The organism is Candidatus Hartigia pinicola, from assembly GCA_020541205.1.
Taxonomy (GTDB): Bacteria; Pseudomonadota; Gammaproteobacteria; order Enterobacterales; family Enterobacteriaceae; genus Hartigia; species Hartigia pinicola.
Window position 1 is genome coordinate 238,163 of record CP048208.1, and the last position, 19,304, is coordinate 257,466.

The 19,304-nt window shown below is 24.4% G+C and carries 3 protein-coding genes; all 3 read left to right on the plus strand.

Annotation, left to right across the window (positions count from 1 at the left end; all coding sequences use genetic code 11):
* The first annotated feature begins 1,707 nt into the window (after window positions 1–1,707).
* The 3 genes from tilS to typA all read left to right on the plus strand — a co-directional run bounded on the left by tilS (window position 1,708) and on the right by typA (window position 18,022).
* A complete protein-coding gene (tilS, locus tag GFV14_RS00490) occupies window positions 1,708–3,033 on the plus strand; it encodes a tRNA lysidine(34) synthetase TilS (protein WP_457914400.1) in 1,326 nt (441 codons plus the stop codon).
* A gap of 6,479 nt (window positions 3,034–9,512) precedes the next feature.
* Window positions 9,513–10,766: a serine hydroxymethyltransferase gene (gene glyA, locus GFV14_RS00495; RefSeq protein ID WP_457914401.1), complete on the plus strand. Its 1,254-nt coding sequence runs from the start codon at window positions 9,513–9,515 to the stop codon at window positions 10,764–10,766.
* 5,423 nt (window positions 10,767–16,189) lie between these two features.
* Window positions 16,190–18,022 (plus strand): translational GTPase TypA, encoded by a 1,833-nt coding sequence (gene typA, locus GFV14_RS00500; protein ID WP_457914402.1) that lies wholly within the window; start codon window positions 16,190–16,192, stop codon window positions 18,020–18,022.
* Window positions 18,023–19,304: the final 1,282 nt, after the last annotated feature.

Here is a 19,304-nt window from a genome sequence, read left to right on the forward strand (position 1 = left end):
ATAACATATAAATTTATAGATGCATAAATTTATTTTTTAGAGTACTAATCGTAAAGAATGATACGTATAGATTTTATACTAATTCTTGTAATGCATTAATGCATACAACTAAAATTGATTTTACTTAGTTTACTCAAAATTAATGCTGAGGTTTTTCTAAAAAGATAAAGGTTTTTAATTGTAGTAGTATTTTATTTTCTCCGAAAAAATTTATACTTTATTATTCAATTACATAAATTAATTAGTTAATGTAATATATGAGCTCAATGTAATGTTTTATGATATAACATATTCTCTTAGAAATATATCTAATGTTAGTTTATGTATTTTGAAGTGATTATTATATAACAGTTTCTGAGAAAGTGAGACTTTAAGAAATTATACGCACTAAATTGAGTATTATGAAGATTTTTTCTTAACAGTGAAATGCTTATAGTAATGATCTTTATATGTTATATATTGATAATATGTCATTTTAATATTTTTAAAAATACTTTTAATTTCGTTAAATTTTTTACATTGCATTGATCTATTGTATTACTACCATAGTGATAGTAATGTAAATGTAAACTATATGTGTTTGAATTTGTATTACATATATCTAGTGAAGCATTTTCAGAAATTTTATTGCGTTTTTTTTAAAAAGCTTTAGATAATTCATTTTATTGTTTTTACTTGTTTTGAGTCATTTGTGAATGTAGTTATTTTCTAGCATTTTTTAATGTGACTGAGATTTTTATATAATTAAAATCTGATATTAATTTTAACATGATTATATCTTTCATTGAGGTAAATGATTATCTTCATAGCTTCATTCTGTATTATAATATAAAATTATGGCTGTCAATTATTTAATGTTATTAAGGAAATTTCTTATGATTTATTCATGGAATAAAAATAGCGGCGGTATAGAAAGTAAAAGAAGCATATTACTTATATATAAAAAATTAGTAAAATTCTATATACTTTTGGTTTTTTATACTTAAAAATTCTATTTAATCTTAATGTTTAGCTATCATAATAGTTAATGAATAAAAGATTTCGTGATACAAGAGTTTCATTTTTAATTTTTTTAAATTATTTAACTAGCTATTCTTCTTAACTAATAGTAATAAAAAAATTTTAAATATTTTCAAAAAGATTTTACTTCTTATTAAGAAATTCATTGTAGAATATAAACTAGATTTGTTAAATTGCAGTATTGTCAGAGAATCTAAGATGATGATCTAAAGTGTATTAATAGATTAATATCTTTCAATTCAGACGAATATCAAGTAAAATCATACGCTTGAAATCAACGTGAAATTATATTCACGATAACTTGTTGTTATTATAACTATGAATCCATATATAACTAATTGGATGTCTTAAAAAAAGAAAATTTATGTAATAGTTTTTAACTGCTTCAAGGCGGTATGGTTTTAGCATTAGAGGAAATGAACATGTTTGTTAATGTAATTCTGACAAGTTTTTATTGAAAATAGGATTACTGACAAACTACTATATTATTTTGAACATAACATTTCTGCTATTAACTTAATTGGTGAATATTGCTTTAAAATATATGTCGAGCATTGCTGTTTTTATTAAATATAATGATATTTTACAGTAAAATATGATCACTAAAGAGATGTTAGTAACTCAGTTGAATTAATTAATTTCTTACGTTAAAATTTCTCCCGAAATTTAGGTAAGAAGGTTAAGTGAATGATCATACAATCACAAGTCATTATTAAACATGTACTTAATAAGATTAATAATTTTAAAAAAATTTTAGTTGGATTTAGTGGGGGTATTGATTCAACAGTATTATTACATGTTCTTTGCCATATAAAAAATTACTATCGTCCATTCATGAAGATTCGTGCAATTCATATTCATCATGGTTTAAATGTTAAAGCAAGTGCATGGGAAGCTCATTGCAAAATATTATGTCAACAATGGAATATTCCTTTAGTATGTCATTATATTACAGTTGATTCGTCTAATAATGGTATTGAGTCCTCTGCTCGCGAAGCTCGTTATCAAAGTTATCGTAATGAGCTTCATGATGATGAAATTATTTTAACAGCTCAACATCTTGATGATCAGGCTGAAACATTTATTTTAGCATTAAAGCGTGGAAGTGGACCTGCAGGTCTTTCTTCCATGCCTGAATTGTTAAGGTTTAATACAACCGACAGGCAAAGTTGGTTATTGCGTCCGTTATTAGAAATCGTGCGGTCTAATTTAGAAATATATGCTAATGAGAATAAATTAAGTTGGATAGAAGATGATAGTAACAAGGATGTTCGTTATGATCGTAATTTTCTAAGATTACATGTTATTCCTATACTTTCTAAACGCTGGCCTTATTTTTCAGTGGCGGTTTCACGTAGTGCATTACTATGTGCAGATCAGGAGTCATTGCTCGATGAGTTACTTGCAGATGCTTTACACAATATTATAGGCGACCAAGGTGAGTTATTTATCAATGGTCTGCTAGATTGTTCTAGTGCGAAACGCAACGCTTTATTACGTCGTTGGATTGCGTTACACCAAGTATCTATGCCCTCTCTGAATACATTGAAACGCATTTGGCAGGAAGTAGCTCTTGCGCGTCAAGATGCACAACCTATTTGCCAATTAGGACATGTTGATATTCGACGATCTCAGGGAAAGTTATGGATTGTTCGACGAATTAAAAATTTGCTTGGGCAAAAAATTCAATGGGAATATCCAAAGCCACTCATCTTACCTGAGGAATTAGGTTTGTTAAAGGTGATGCAAGGTGAAGGAAATATTAGACCGCCATTGCCGACAGAAAAAGTTACTGTTCTCTTTGGTGTTCAAGGTGCGTTGAAAATTGTTGGTCGACGACATTCAAGAAATAGCAAAAAAATTTGGCAAGAATTGGGTGTTTCTCCTTGGATGCGAAGGAGAATTCCTCTTATCTATTATAATAATCAGTTAATTACTGCTGTTGGTTATTTTATTACTTCTGAGGGGAAAGTTGTAAATAATACGTCTGGTGTTGCTTATTATTGGCTTTAATATAATGCATACAAGAAGCATTATTATATAATTTTAAACTCGTATAAAAGATGTAAAAATTTTAATAATACATGAAGATTGCGTAAGGGTTATCGATAAGAATAGCATTGATTGAGGAATATTAAATATATTAATTTACTATAATGGCAACTGTTTTATCCTCTTGTTTATTTTCAAGAGCTTAGTCAACATTTTTTAAACATCATGACTTCATGAATCTTATTAAAATAAGAATAGCCTGAAGGAGAAGACTAACTCTAGAAGTATGTAAATAGATTGAATTATTGTTTTTTACAATTACAATCATACTTGCTTTTAAAAGTGATGCATATAAGACATTTTTATATTACTACATGTCAAAGAATAACTGTTCTTTAGATTTGTTTATGAAATATTTTTAAAAAAATAGTATTTAAAATTTAGTTGGATAAGTGTATTTTAGAAATAACTTGAATCTTAAGATAACTTTCTTAATTGTTTAATATAAAAAGATGTTAATTATGATGCATGTGGTTTTTAAATAACATGTTATAGGATTTTTCTCAATCAAACGATAGATCAAAGGTAAATACTAAAAAAATTTATTTCATTCTATTATAGTTAAAAAAACACGTATTTTAGAAATAAAATAATTTATTTTCTTAAGTTTAAAAATATTTTTATCTATACCAGAGTCTGTGAATAAATCATTTTATGTAGGTAAATATTTTTAGATAAATTTTATTATATAAAGAGTGTTACTATTCAAATGGTAACATATAATAAAATTAATATTTAACTCTGACTCTCAAAAATTAGGTTGTTACATATATATTGCATTTACTAAAATAATCTTAATTAATTTATAAAAAATTAAAGCAGTATGTACATCGCGTATTTAGTTTCTTAATCTAATATTAAGTATGTCGTTTTATAAAAATATTAAATATTTAGATTTCTTATAAAAAATAAGAATCTTTTGAATATTTTCGTTATAAAGTTTAATATAAAGTTTGAATGAGTATTCACAACTAGTATAAAAGTATTTATAAGTATTATAATGGATAGGTTGATTTTGATTATTTTATATTTCTTACTAAAACATTATATTATAACTGTTCTAATAAACGTCTTCCGTTTAGTATAATGATAATAAAGTTATTTTTTAAAAGTTAATCAATGATTATTAAATAATATATTATTACCTTATCAGTTTTTATACATTGTATTTAATCTTTACAACTCTCACTGTAGTTTTATTGACACTCCTTAGTATTTTTCTATTAAATAAAATTTAAGTTATATTGGATTTTAATATTTATAAAAAGAGAAGTAATATATATTTACTACGTTATTTTGCTTTTATGTTAATTGAAAATTAATAATATTAATTTATTACTATTGAAATAAAATTTAATTTTGACTAAATTTAATAAAGTAGTATTCTATAAAATATTAGAAATATTCCTATATTGAATATTATATAATAGTTTTAAATATAATATTTAATGAATTTTGTGTAAAACTTAAAAAAGTTGTACCTAATTAGGTTTGTTTAGATTCTGAATAGTTTATATTGAAATTGCAGTCTCTTATATGATTAGGATTTTTACTTAAGAAACGTATGTTTGATTTCAAATTAATTTGAACGGGAAGATTAATATTTTAATATATATTATATTAAATAAATATTTGTAATCAGAAATAAAACTAAGTAATTATTGTATAAAATTTATTTATATAGTCTTAAAAGTATCATATATTTGATTCGTTTAAGAAATTTAAAATAATTAGATAACTATGATATATAACAATTATTAAAGTTTTATTAAAAATTTTATTTAGAAAAAGTTTCTGATGCTAATTGTGTTTTTATTTAAGACATTTAGACGGTTGTAATCATGCTGATATTAAAAATTTTTAATTAATCTAATTTCACGAATTAAGTTTTATTTACATGCAATAAATAGACGATTAATTTTATCAGATAGTAATATAATTTGTAAAAGTAAATTAAAGTATAGAATAATTTTATTAAACTATTTTCTAAGAGTAGATTATAAGTAAAAATTTTATATAATTTTTATTTCGTATTATAAATTTTTATATTTTTATATGTAATATATATTATAACCGTATTTAATGCTATTCTGTAAATTATAAAATTGATATATTTTAAATTATACTGAAATTTAGTTATTAACATTATATAAAATTAATAAAATAATATGTATCATAATAGAAATATAGTATTTTATTAAGTTTATACAATAATATTTTATCTTAATAAAAATAATTCTTATACAATAAGTGTTATTATTTCATATAATCAATTTATTTAAATAAATTTTAGAATATTTATAATGAAGATTAATTATAATATCTTTAATAAGATTTTATTTATATCTATTAGTTTTAAAAAACTAAAAATTTATTCTTGTTCTTTAGAGAAGATATTTATTAAACATATCTCTGATTCCGATAATAGTTAATATGAACATTCTTTATACAATAAGAAATAACTCTTTAAATAGTAACATATGATATTTAGTAGAATATTCTATTGAAATATAAAAATAACTTGTTTATTATTTTCATAATTATGTGATTATACTACAGGTTAATATATTTAATTTCTAAATTTAATATCTAAAGATATTTTTGATAATAATAGGGATATGTTATATAAATGATTAAGTGTTATTATTTTTTATTTATTAACTTTCAATATGCTATTAAGATTCTTAAGGTCTTTATGATGAACGGTTGACTTAGCATGCATTATTTTTTAGTTTTTGGTATATTAAGTTACCTTGGAATCTCTTATCATGAGTCATAGTTTAATGATTTTCTTAAAATACATATATTATTATAAAATATTAATGCACCTCAGTTCATTATGATGTGATTACGTGTTAAATGTTTAATTAATAAGAAAAATGTCTTACAAGAGTTGATTTAATATGGTTTTTGTATAAGATTACAATAATAAATTATAAATAAATAAATTGAGGGAATATATTTTACATATCTATTACTATTTTCGATATTTTCCGTGTAAGTAATTAAAAGTATGAAATTAATTGTATTTTTCTATCTTAACTATTACTGCTTATACATTAATCTTACTACATACTATCGATAAATATTATTAATATAACCAGCATTTGGTAAAAGACTATTTATTGATATAGGTAAATCATCAGGACTATATTCGCTATACTGAGTTATACAATTTTATTTTAAGTTATTGCACTTTTTTGCTGTTCGAAAGTATAATGATACCACAGAATATACTTCAATTTTGTGTGTATTTAATATGATTCTAATAAATGAGCTCATTATAGCAGTTTTGTAAGATTGTATCTTAAATTAATAATGTTTACTATGAGACAACCGTTAACTTTAGTACTATATTATTTACTAAGTGTTATTCAAAAAAATCTTATGCTTTATTTCAGACCAGAAAATTGCGTAGATAACTGTTCTACATTAATTTTATAAAATAAATTTCTAAATAGAATATTGCAATAATCAGGAGTGGATATTATTTACAAACCTAGTAATTAATAATCTCTGTAGATTATTAATTTTTAATGGTTTTAGATGAATTAGATTATGTTAAAATTTTTAATTGTCGTAAGAGAGTATATATATTGGTCAGTGATATTATTGTCGATACTTAGCTGCCCATAACTGATATAGATTAATAATTGTAATTATTAATAACGAAAAGTAGATGTCTTTATTTAAGCTTAATGTAATACAGTAGATGAATTTTAAGTCGTTTTAATATAGTGTATTAGATAATATATAAAATATTTTTTAAATTATTATTAATTTTCATATTTATATTTAGAGTTTTTATGAATTTTATATAAAATGTTTATATAACTTATAACATTTTCTATATACTCTATTTTTTAGAAGTATATTAAAATTCAGAAAATTTTTGACGTATATTTACTCAACATATTGTTTTATAATACATTTTAAAGTACTGTAACAGCTTAATTAGTAGTAATTATACAGCTGTAATAATTATGTAAAAATTTATAGACATCACGATTTTTCAGCGTCATGAATAATGGTAAATAAGAACATTAAAAATATCAGACTTATTTTATGATACATTTATGTATAAAAATTATTTTGTCTTATTTAAAATGATTTATTCGCAAGTTGTATCTATAACTTTATGTTAATATAATTATAGTTTTTAGTTAATAGCTGTTCATTATCTTCATGATATCCCTAATATATTTTGATAGTGATGTGAGTTTATCTGTTATGGTAAAGTTTAATATTGTCATGTTTTAGCCTATTAATTTTTTAATAAAATTACAGTACATACATATCTTTTCTGATAAACACTATAAGTATTTCTGAACATATAAAATTTGTGAAATTATACTTAAAAATTATATTTTTGTGAAGCTTATATCATTCAATAGTGTTTACTAAAAATAATCATAGAATATGTTATACGAATATAATAAATTACTGATTTTTTAGCTGAATTTAATATTGTTATACATTACTTTCTGAACAGAAATCTAGTTGATAATTTTCATTGTCACAAAAAAGTGTGTAAAAATATATTTTGAATTTTATATTGAAGTTTTTCATAAAGAGATATATAGAATTTTTTGTGTAGAGTGGTTAGTTGCATGTAGGTACATGATTTTATTATTCAACCTAGTTGATAATATTTTTAAAATATTTGATTTTTTTGCGGACGTTTACTTGTTTTTATTAAAATCCAGCAATTGCACAAAAAGTTAATATTGATTATTAGTATTATTATCTTCTCTTGTCATATGTAATTTTTTTTAAAAAAATATTTAATGAATTTTTAATCGCGCATGCTTTTAATTTTTTAATATCATTAGTAATGTTTACATTATTTTTGTTTTTATTAATTTTTATGGAGAGTGTTACACATAGAACATCAGTTAGTTAAAAGTATGCATAAGTAACAATCAGATGCTTTTAGTTTTTAAAGTGTTGCTAAGTTTATTTATATGCAGTAGTAGAAATAGTTGATAACTCATTGATTTATATTTATATTATAAAGAGCGTAATTTTGGTATCTTTAGATAATTTACATTTTTACATCTAAGACAGAAAAATGAAAATCTATAGACAAGCTAAATTTTACTTATCATATGATGAGGTTGTTGTACAAATAATAAGCTATTCTTTACTGAGAGAATGCATTGTAAGTAAAATAAGATACTTAATAAGTAACTGTTAAGGTATTTTCCAGGTTTAATTATAACTGGTATGTAAAATTTATTATAAATTTAGATATTAATATTAAAGCTCGTTCATATATTTTAAATTTTCGTAGTGAAAAACTTACAAACCACTAGTTAAAGAATAAAAATGGTGATTTTATGTTATAAACTGATCGTACAAAAATTTATTTTTTAAAACTACAAGGTGTGTTATACGCGTTTTATGTTATTAATTTTCTATTGCTAATAGTCTTAGTCACTAACTGCGCTGTTATTTTGAATAACAATGATTACATAATTAATTTTCTTTTTTTATACTGAAATATTGATCCAGAATGAGTGTTTTTTATTAAAGATGATAATATATCAATATAGTGCGGTGCTTCATGTAGATTAATTAGGTACTAACTATGCAAGTCTCGTACTTGAGAGCATATATTTATACATTGTTGTAAGGAAAAATATTAGAGGTAGTAGTTAGTCACTACCAACTCATTGATTAATAAAATGATCATAATTTATATAGATATTAATGTATTGCTTGGATGATTATTTATAATAAGGTATATATTGAATATAGTTAATGATATTCATTATGATTGTGTAGAAGTATTTTAAAATTTACGTAACTATTCTGATAATCCAGTTTTCTGTATTCTGTTGAGTAAAGTTACCAATATTTTTTTACACACTCTAAAATTATGAAAAATATTCAGTATTTCTTAGGCAAGGTTCTATAATCTATTTATCGAATTCAGTAAATATTAACCTACCATTTAGTAAACAATAAATTTGATATTAAAATTTACATTTTGTGTATTTTGAACAGTAAAAATGAATATTGATAACTTTAAATACCTATTGCATAAATAACAAGTTGCATAAAAAGTTTCAAATTATTCACTATTATTTTATATAATTTTAATTATAAGATATTTCCTAAATTATTTACAGTCTTTATCAAACTATTTATTTTATAAGATTTGCTAAATTCTCAACTATATGAATGTTCATGAAAAGATTTATTGAAATATGAATTTACAAGATCTATTATATAATATATAACTTGTTAATAAATAATATAAATAGATATATTAAAATATTGTAATAAAACAAATTTTATACAAGGTTTAGTATAAAATTAACGTCAGTTTTTGAAATATTAAAAAATTTATCTTATAATTAAAAATTATTTATTCTGTGTGTGATTATACTAAGTTAGTCGTTAATATACTAAATAGCTGAACCAGGAAAAGCAAGATGCTAAAGCGTGAAATGAACATTGCAGATTATGACCCAAAACTGTGGGAAGCGATGGAGCAAGAAGTTCTTCGTCAAGAAGAACATATTGAGTTAATTGCTTCTGAAAATTATACTAGTCCACGAGTGATGCTAGCTCAGGGGTCTCAGCTAACTAATAAGTATGCTGAAGGTTATCCAAGTAAACGTTATTACGGCGGTTGTAGATATATTGACATTATTGAGCAATTAGCAATAGATCGTGCAAAGGAACTGTTTAGTGCTGATTACGCTAATGTGCAACCGCATTCAGGTTCACAGGCGAATGCGGCTGTGTATATGGCGTTATTGAAACCAGGTGATACTGTGTTAGGGATGAATTTAGCGCACGGCGGACATTTAACTCATGGCTCGCCTGTTAATTTTTCTGGAAAGTTATATAACATAGTTTCTTACGGCATTAATGAAAAAGGAAAAATTGACTACAATAATATTCAAGAACAAGCTCTGAAGCATAAACCTAAAATGATTATTGGTGGTTTCTCTGCATATTCAGGTATTGTTGATTGGGAAATTATGCGTGCAATTGCTGACAGCATTGGAGCTTATTTCTTTGTGGATATGGCTCATGTTGCTGGTCTCATTGCGGCGGGTGTTTATCCTAATCCACTTTTATATGCTCATATTGTAACAACTACAACCCATAAAACATTAGCAGGTCCACGTGGCGGTTTGATTCTTGCAAAAGGAGGTAGTGAAACGCTATATAAAAAAATAAATGCAGCAGTATTCCCAGGTTTTCAAGGCGGTCCTTTAATGCATGTTATTGCTGGTAAAGCGGTTGCACTTAAAGAGGCTATGGAGCCTGAATTTAAAGTTTATCAAAAACAAGTAGTTAAAAATTCAAAGGCAATGGTAAAGATTTTTCAAAATCGTAGTTATCAAGTGGTTTCTGGCGGTACTGAAAACCATTTATTTTTAGTTGATCTTGTTGATAAAAATATCACAGGTCAAGATGCGGATTCTGCACTTGGTCGTGCAAATATCACTGTAAATAAAAATAGCGTTCCAAATGATCCAAAAAGTGCGTTTATTACCTCAGGTATTCGAGTTGGTACCCCGGCGATTACACGTCGTGGTTTAAACGAATGTGATGTACAAGAATTAGCAAATTGGATGTGTGATATTCTTGATGACATTGATAATGAAAAACTTATTGAGCGTATTAAAGAAAAAATATTAAACATTTGTAAAAAATACCCAGTTTATGCATAAATATATTGATTTATATTTATAATAAATAATGTTGTTAACATTGATAGCTAATCAAAATGTAATATAATAAGATTATTTTCTAAAACTCGCGTTCTATAATTAGTGGAGGCGAGTTTTTATTAAAATACATATCAGTATGATAGAGTATTATCTTTTTTATAGTGTTTTATTATTTTCAATTACTTTTAATACAAAAAATACGCACTTGAAAATAATAAAATTGCATTGATATTATATTAATTTCCTATATTTTAATACAGATTTTATTACACGATTTATACATGCTCGTATTACTGAATTAAAGTCCTGAGAGTATGCATCGAAAGATTTTATAAACTATTTTTCATGAAAATATTAACCCCTACTTTTTTGTTTGCAGTTATTTCTTTATATGAATACAGTAAAATTATTTTTCTTCGATTATGATTCTGAAAGATATTAAGTGCTCGTTGATAATATTATTAGTGCAATTACCTTGTAATAAATAACTTTATTAGTACAACTTTATTGTATAGGCTTATTATTTTCTTATATTTTTAATATAAATGTTAGTTATTTTACTGTTGATTACTTACTGTACTTAGTTTTTAATGGATGTAGATAAAAAATTCAAGAATTGTTCATAAGTGTTTAAGATTTTCATGACATTATATGATTTAAATATAGTCAAAATAAGATATTAAATTTTTAATTATTAAAAATTAGATAGAATATAAACAATTAATTAACTCAAGACTTTCAGGTGTTAATATGAGCTCTGTACATTAATAAAATATTTAATAAGTCTTTGATAACACTAATTTTATATAGTTTATGAAGGATTATTTTAGAGTTTTACAAAATTTATGCATATTAAGCAAAAATCAATGTGTAATTATTAGAGAATATGCTGTTAATAAATTGAGTACATTAATAGCCTTTCATACCTCTTATAAGATTAATAGTGAGAAAAGAATGTTCGATAAAATTTCCTAGTTATTTATTATCTATATTCCTATAATTTTTTTCAGATAAGTTTGTGCGTATATCTTTCATACACACTGAGACTAGAAAAGTATATTTTACAGACAACAGGTCAGAGTTTTGTACCTTAATTTTTTAAGTGAAATTATTGATATTATAAAAATACATAGTAGATATGATATTGATTTATGCTGTGTACTTTTAGTAAACCTTCTTTTTTGAAAATAAACAAAAAGTATATATTATTTTCATGAATACTGTTATAAAAAATAAATTTACTAATGTGCTTAGTGTCTATTATATAAATATTTTAGTAAATAGTATTATGGATACATGTATTGTATAAGTGCTGTATTTTTCTGTTAATAAGTAGTATATTTTTTTTGATAAAAATTTTATAATATTATGAGGTAACTTAGTGCTTCTGATAAGCACCTGTTAGTGGATTTTATGTGTCAGATAGTATAATATGTATGGCGATTATATGTAATCGGTTTAAAAATTTTTTCAGAATCGTATTAAGAATATAATAATTTTATATCACTAATTGAAATAAGAAATATTTTAAGAAGTTAAATTATATTGCTCAGTAAGTAATGATATATATCTTTCTAAAAATTGATATTTATGAGATTTTCATGATTTTTTTGTAAAAATAGATTAAAAATAAGAAATTCTACTAAAATTTTTTTCAGAAAAATACATGATATCATAATATAAAAATTGAAAATGAAAAATGGTTTACAGCAGAAAATAAGTTTCGTAAAGCTAATATTTTAAATTTATTGGTGTTATTTCTCATAAGAAATAGTTAGTAATAGAAAGATGCGTCATATAGATTAATGTGAATAGTGTCAATGATTTAAAGCATACTTCTGTGTTAAAAATTTTCAGATATGAAATGGTAAGTGATATAATCAATACTGTAATTTTTTACTTTTATATTAATATATTTATAAGAAATAAGATGAGGAATATAAATATTTTATAGTTTTTTAGCTTATAAAAATTGACTTGCATATATACATGTGAAAATGTGTTAGTAAATAATATTTATTTATACTAATTATAATGTATAAAGTAAAAAATATAATACTTTTGTCTGATTTAAAGTGGTGATTTTAAAAAGTACATTTCATTTACTGGTAATTTATCATTAATATAAAAGAATTATGAAAGAATATTTATATGATTTCTTTCTATTGATTAAACGAGTGTTAATTATTTATTTATTATATAATGACAATTAACGTGTTTTTAAAAATTTAAGGAATATGGCAATTTATACTCAGTGGGATTTTTAAATGTAATAAACTCTTTAAGTTTGTCTGTTGTTATCATTGCTATGATGATGATAAATAATGACATAACCGTTAAATAACATTGAATAATTTTAAATTATTTTGTTGATTTTTTATCAAGAAAATCGGTTATTAAAACAGATTTTTATATTTATCTTAAAAAGATAATACTATTAAAATATTACTTTTTAGTTGAGTAAAACGTACTTTTAGTAGAGAGTAGCATTGTTTTATAAGAATTTTATTAACCCTAAAATCACTTTAAAAATGCTAAAGATAATACCTGCTTATGGATTCCAGTTAATTACAAAAAAAGATAGACGCTCCTTTCTAGAGCTGTGAGATTGAAACTTTAAAATGATAGCTTAAGTTTCATTATTATAATGATCCCTGTTATTACCATGGAATGTATGGTGTAAAATATCGAATATCTCAGCTATCTATTAAAAAATCATTATGATAAGTTATTTTTATATAAAATATTATTATTATTATGAATATATAGTATATTTATAAGAAAACTCTTATAGCACTTAGGCTGGTGTCTCTCATTCTAAAAAATAAGCTTGTATTTTAGAAATATTTTCTGATCGTAATTACTATAAATATATATATTATAGTAATTTTATCATAATATCAATATATTCACCTTATTCTTGTCCTGAATGATAGGTGCAGTAGATTGTAATAAGCCAAGTTGTATTGTTGGGTGATTAAACAAGAATGATTATAGATAAAGTACCAATCATTTATTATCTATAATTCTTTATTTATTAGTGTGAAGATGTAGTATAATTATTTAATGAATGAGTTATAATGAAATAATGTTAACTTTATATATGTATATATAATAACGGTTAATGTGAAGTGTATCTTATTATAAATCAGTAACTAATTAATTTACTTTAATAGCAGTATTTATTTATTTTGGTTGATTATGATGCTTCTTTATGTCTAAATTACTATGCAATTTCAAATACATTGATATATATTTTCCAAAAGGATATTTGAGACATGCGTTAAATGTTTATTATAGCTTAATTTTAAAGAATTTTTTTTAATACAAAATTGAAGCGAGAATATTATGAGTGATTTTATTATATCAGATAATATTGAATGAGACATAAACAATATATATTTGTAAGTTCAATAACAATGATAGTACTAAAAATTTTATTTATTATTTATTCTCTATATTAATAGCTACTTGGAATGAAGCAGTGACTTTGATCAAAAAAAATGTCTTGAGTAAAATGTGATTCATTTTTAATCAACGCTAAATATAAATAATTTAGTTCCTGATAGTTAATAAAAATATTAGAATAATCAAATTAAACTATATATTAATTATTTTATTGTAGATCTAAAATTTAGATTGTTGTAGTTTGTTTTTAACATAATTGTAAGTTTAATAATTAGAGATTCTTCATTACTTTTCGTGCAAATAATGAAACAATTAATCTGTATTATCTTTTTTCTAACAAATTATTAGGTACAGTTAATAGCAATGTTATTAGATAATTAAGTATAGTCTCAGAAACAATTAGTAATAAGATGTATTTTTAGAACTTTTATTAGCGAAAGCATTTGTATTTTAATGAATGCAACATTGAAAAGAGACGTTTCAAAAAATAGAAATCGTCCTACTGAAGATAGAGTTAAATATATAGATAATGAGAGTTACTTAGTAATGCTAAAATATTAATACAAATTCGTAATGCTTGATTAAAAAATATTAAGAATATAGATATTGCTTAAAATATTATGATGTAGCCGAAATTTTCTTGTATTCAAATAACGCATCACCGTAAATAATGATGTTATATTATATTTGCATTACAGTAATGATTAAGTGATTTATCACAGATAAAAATGATTTTCTGGTTTTTATTCTGTACAAAATTCATAGTATCTACAAAACATTTGTAAGTGAATATATTTATATGGATAAAAGATTTACATATAAATATATTATATATTAAAGATTTTATTAAAATAGCAAAATGCAATAAAATTAATATTTTTTACTATGCTCTTATAATCTTGATATCTTTGAAGATATAGTAGCTGAATAGAAAAGATTTATGAATCGAGAAAAGTATGATAGGTATTTTCAGTACTTAGTTTGTGGATATAAAGTTTATTATTCGATGTTGTATAGAAAATATTAAATAGAGCTTTAAGAAAAAACTTTAGTTGATTTCAATTAAATGTACTGAAATCTATAAATGTTTCATTTTATTACATTTACTAAAATAATGGTTATATTATGTGAAAAATATAGATGTGTTTTTAGTGTGTGTAAAGATACTGATATGTATACAGATTTTTAAACTGCCTCTAATTTTCATTAATTAATCAGGTGAATAGATTAGTATAAAGACAGTAAGAATAGATTCAATCTTTTGTGTATTATAGGTACTTTTTATCATAATAAAGAATTCTTAATGTTTTTTGTAAATTGTGTATGATGTATTTATGGATTATTATAGTTTGGTGCACATTTAATTCACGTGAAGTTTTATTAATATTAAAAATCTAAAGTAAGTAATTAAAAGATATTAGTGCGTTATTTAAAACTGATTATTCGTAGGGGTGATATTATTTGAGTAGACTGAAAAATGTGAAATATTAATTTTAATATGTGCAAAAGTGATAAAAATATATTAAAATGATTATTTTTTATAATATAAATCAGATAATTAGGATAAAATTAGTTTTAAAATATTTACAATTTAATAACATATAACTTCAAGAAAATAAAAAGCCTTATTAATAAAACTGCTATCATTATTAATGATACTGTTTTATGGTATGTTTCTGATTTAAAACTATCGAAATAATAAAAAAGTTAAATAACAAAAAAGTTGAAAAATGTTTTCAAAAAAACAAGTTTATTTTTTATTTGAGAATATTACATATGTTAATTTATTATTTTCTACTGTATCAATATAGAAAAGTGAGGAAGGTGTTCTAGACATATTTAACTGTCGTTACGTAATATTTTATATGTAATTTTTTATAAAGTGACGAGCGTAACAATTGTTCCACTTGTTTAAAAAATTGTATAAAATAACCGTAATTAATGAAGAAATTACGTTATCTATTTACGTATAGATAAACTATATTTATTTCCTATCGATAAAACGGTAAACATTCTTGGCAATTCAAAATTTAAGAAATATCGCCATCATTGCTCATGTTGATCATGGTAAGACAACACTGGTGGGGAAATTATTACAGCAATCGGGCATGTTCGGTACGCGTGAAACTATTGATGAGCGTGTTATGGACTCTAATATCCTAGAGAAAGAGCGGGGTATTACTATACTTGCTAAAAATACTGCTATTCAATGGAATGGATATCATATTAATATTGTAGATACTCCGGGTCACGCTGATTTTAGTGGTGAGGTTGAACGCGTGATGTCAATGGTTGACTGTGTTTTACTTCTAGTTGATGCAACTGATGGCCCTATGCCTCAAACACGTTTTGTTACCCAGAAAGCTTTTGATAATAAATTAAAACCTATCGTTGTAATCAATAAAATTGATCGCTCTGATGCACGTCCTGATTGGGTACTTGATCAAGTATTTGATTTGTTTGTTAACTTAGGGGCAACAGATGAACAACTTGATTTTCCTATTGTTTATACATCTGCATTAAAAGGTATTGCAGGTAATTTATATACCGACATGGCTGAAGATATGACTCCACTTTTTGAAGCTATCGTCAAATATGTTGAGTCACCAAGAGTGGATCTGACAGGTTTTTTTCAGATGCAAGTTTCACAATTAGACTATAATCGCTACTTAGGTGTTATTGTGATTGGTCGTATTAAACGTGGTATTGTAAAGCCAAATCAACAAGTAACGGTGATTAATAAAGAAGGTAAAACTCGTAATGGTAAAATTGGTAAAGTTCTAACTCATTTAGGGTTAGACCGTATTGATTCTAAACAAGCAGAAGCGGGTAATATTGTTGCACTAACTGGTTTAGGTGAACTAAATATTTCTGATACTATTTGTAATATTGATAATGTTGAAGCTCTTCCAGTACTAGCAGTTGATGAGCCAACAGTTAGTATGCTTTATTGTGTTAACACATCACCTTTTTGTGGTCGCGAAGGTAAATATCTTACTTCGCGTCAGATCCTTGATCGTCTCAACAAAGAGCAAGTTCATAATGTAGCACTGCGTGTCGAAGAAACTCAAGATCCAGATTCATTTCGTGTTTCTGGTCGTGGTGAGTTGCACTTATCTATCTTGATTGAAAATATGCGTCGTGAAGGTTTTGAATTAGCAGTTTCTCGTCCAAAAGTTATTTTTCGTGAAGTTAATGGTCGTAAACAAGAACCGTTCGAGCAAGTGACTGTAGATATTGAAGAACATCATCAAGGTGATGTTATGAAAGCGTTGGGTGAGCGTAAAAGTGATTTGCTTGACATGATGCCAGATGGTAAAGGTCGTGTACGTCTTAACTATTTGATTCCTAGTCGTGGTTTGATTGGATTTCGTACTGATTTTTTGACAATTACTTCAGGTACTGGTTTATTGCATTCAACATTCAGTCATTATGACAATGTTCGTTCAGGTGACATTGGTGGTCGTAAAAATGGTGTTTTAATCTCAAATCGTCAAGGTAAAGCAGTAGCTTATGCATTGTACGCACTGCAAGATCGTGGTAAACTATTTTTAGGGCATGGAGCGGAAGTTTACGAAGGTCAAGTGATTGGTATACACTCACGCTCAAATGATTTGACAGTGAACTGCTTAACGGGTAAGAAGCTGACGAATATGCGTGCATCAGGTACTGACGAGGCAACAACTCTATCACCACCAGTTAAAATCACTCTGGAACAAGCTCTTGAGTTTATTGATGATGATGAGTTAGTTGAAGTGACTCCCCGGTCAATCCGTCTGCGCAAACGTTATCTGACTGAGCATGACCGTCGTCGTGCGAATCGTGTTAAAAATAATGTATTTGAGTAATTAAGATTATAAAATTTCTACTGAATTAATAATATATTATCTTATTTTCAGTGGTTTTATTAAGTAGATCATAGTAGTGTGATAAAAGAAGTAGATTGAGGAATCTAATCTCACACAGGTTAAATATATTTAACTAATGCGTAGATTATGTAATACAATATAGTCTTTTGAAAATGCTTCAAAAATAATGATGATATTATTTTCATCTGTTAGATTGTAAGGATATATTCTTGTATAATGCGGTTTATCTAAGAAAGATCGATAATATCTTATTTTTATTTAGATATATGCATCATGTTATAATTACTTTTAGCTGCTTTATATATCGATATAATTTTCTTTTTATCGTTGATAGTAATGCAGAGATGATAACTTTTACTTACTATTTAGTGGTATCGTAAGAAATAAACTGCATAGTTTATTTTTAATAATGTTGTTTATAGTATTAGATTTTTAGTTATTTTATATTGATTTATGTGGAAAATCAATATGCTTTAAGAGCAGACCTTAATAAGGTTTCATACTAGACTAACTTAGTATTTCTGCATCATATTATAAGGATGGACAGCATATTTATTGCATATATTATCAAAGTGATAATAGCATAAGAAACAATAGTTGTGAAGATAGTTTTAAGATTGATATTGATTAATAATAATCATGATATTTTACAATAAAAAGATACTTATCATTCTTCAAACGTAATTGTTTTAATTGTATAATTGTAATGAGATAATTCATAGAGCAGTGAGTATAGTGTTTTTTTAAAAAATAATTTTTTACTCAAAAGTATAAAATTTTCACATATTAAAAGCTCATGTTTATGAAGTGTGGATTGTATTGAGACATATCTCATTGTATTATTTTTATTGGTTGATATATGCTCCTCAGTGATTTTTAAAATTAGAGTATACTCGTGCATTTTGATTGTAAACTTTTGAACATACGTTTAAAATCCTGTTTATAGTCTGTTAGATTAAAGAGTTAAAAAATAGTGTAAAATCTGTATTAGTATACATCATACTTTATTTTTTAATCATTGATACGAAATATATTACTAAATAAGGATATAGCTTATAAATAGTTGATGATGTAATAAAAAGTTTTGAGTATCACATGAGAGAGCAGTGCCTATGTAAGATTTATTTTAATACACTATTTTCACAAAGCGTCATTTTATAAATAATGACATATCCTAGATGATGATTCATTTTAAAAAGTATTATTATAATATATGAAGAATTTGTTAGAAGATAGCAGAAATCAAAGTGAACTTTTAAGA

Excerpts from the sequence above, each read along its gene's own strand:
- glyA (WP_457914401.1), top strand. The coding sequence starts at position 9,513 with ATGCTAAAGCGTGAAATGAACATTGCAGATTATGACCCAAAACTGTGG.
- tilS (WP_457914400.1), top strand. The coding sequence starts at position 1,708 with ATGATCATACAATCACAAGTCATTATTAAACATGTACTTAATAAGATT.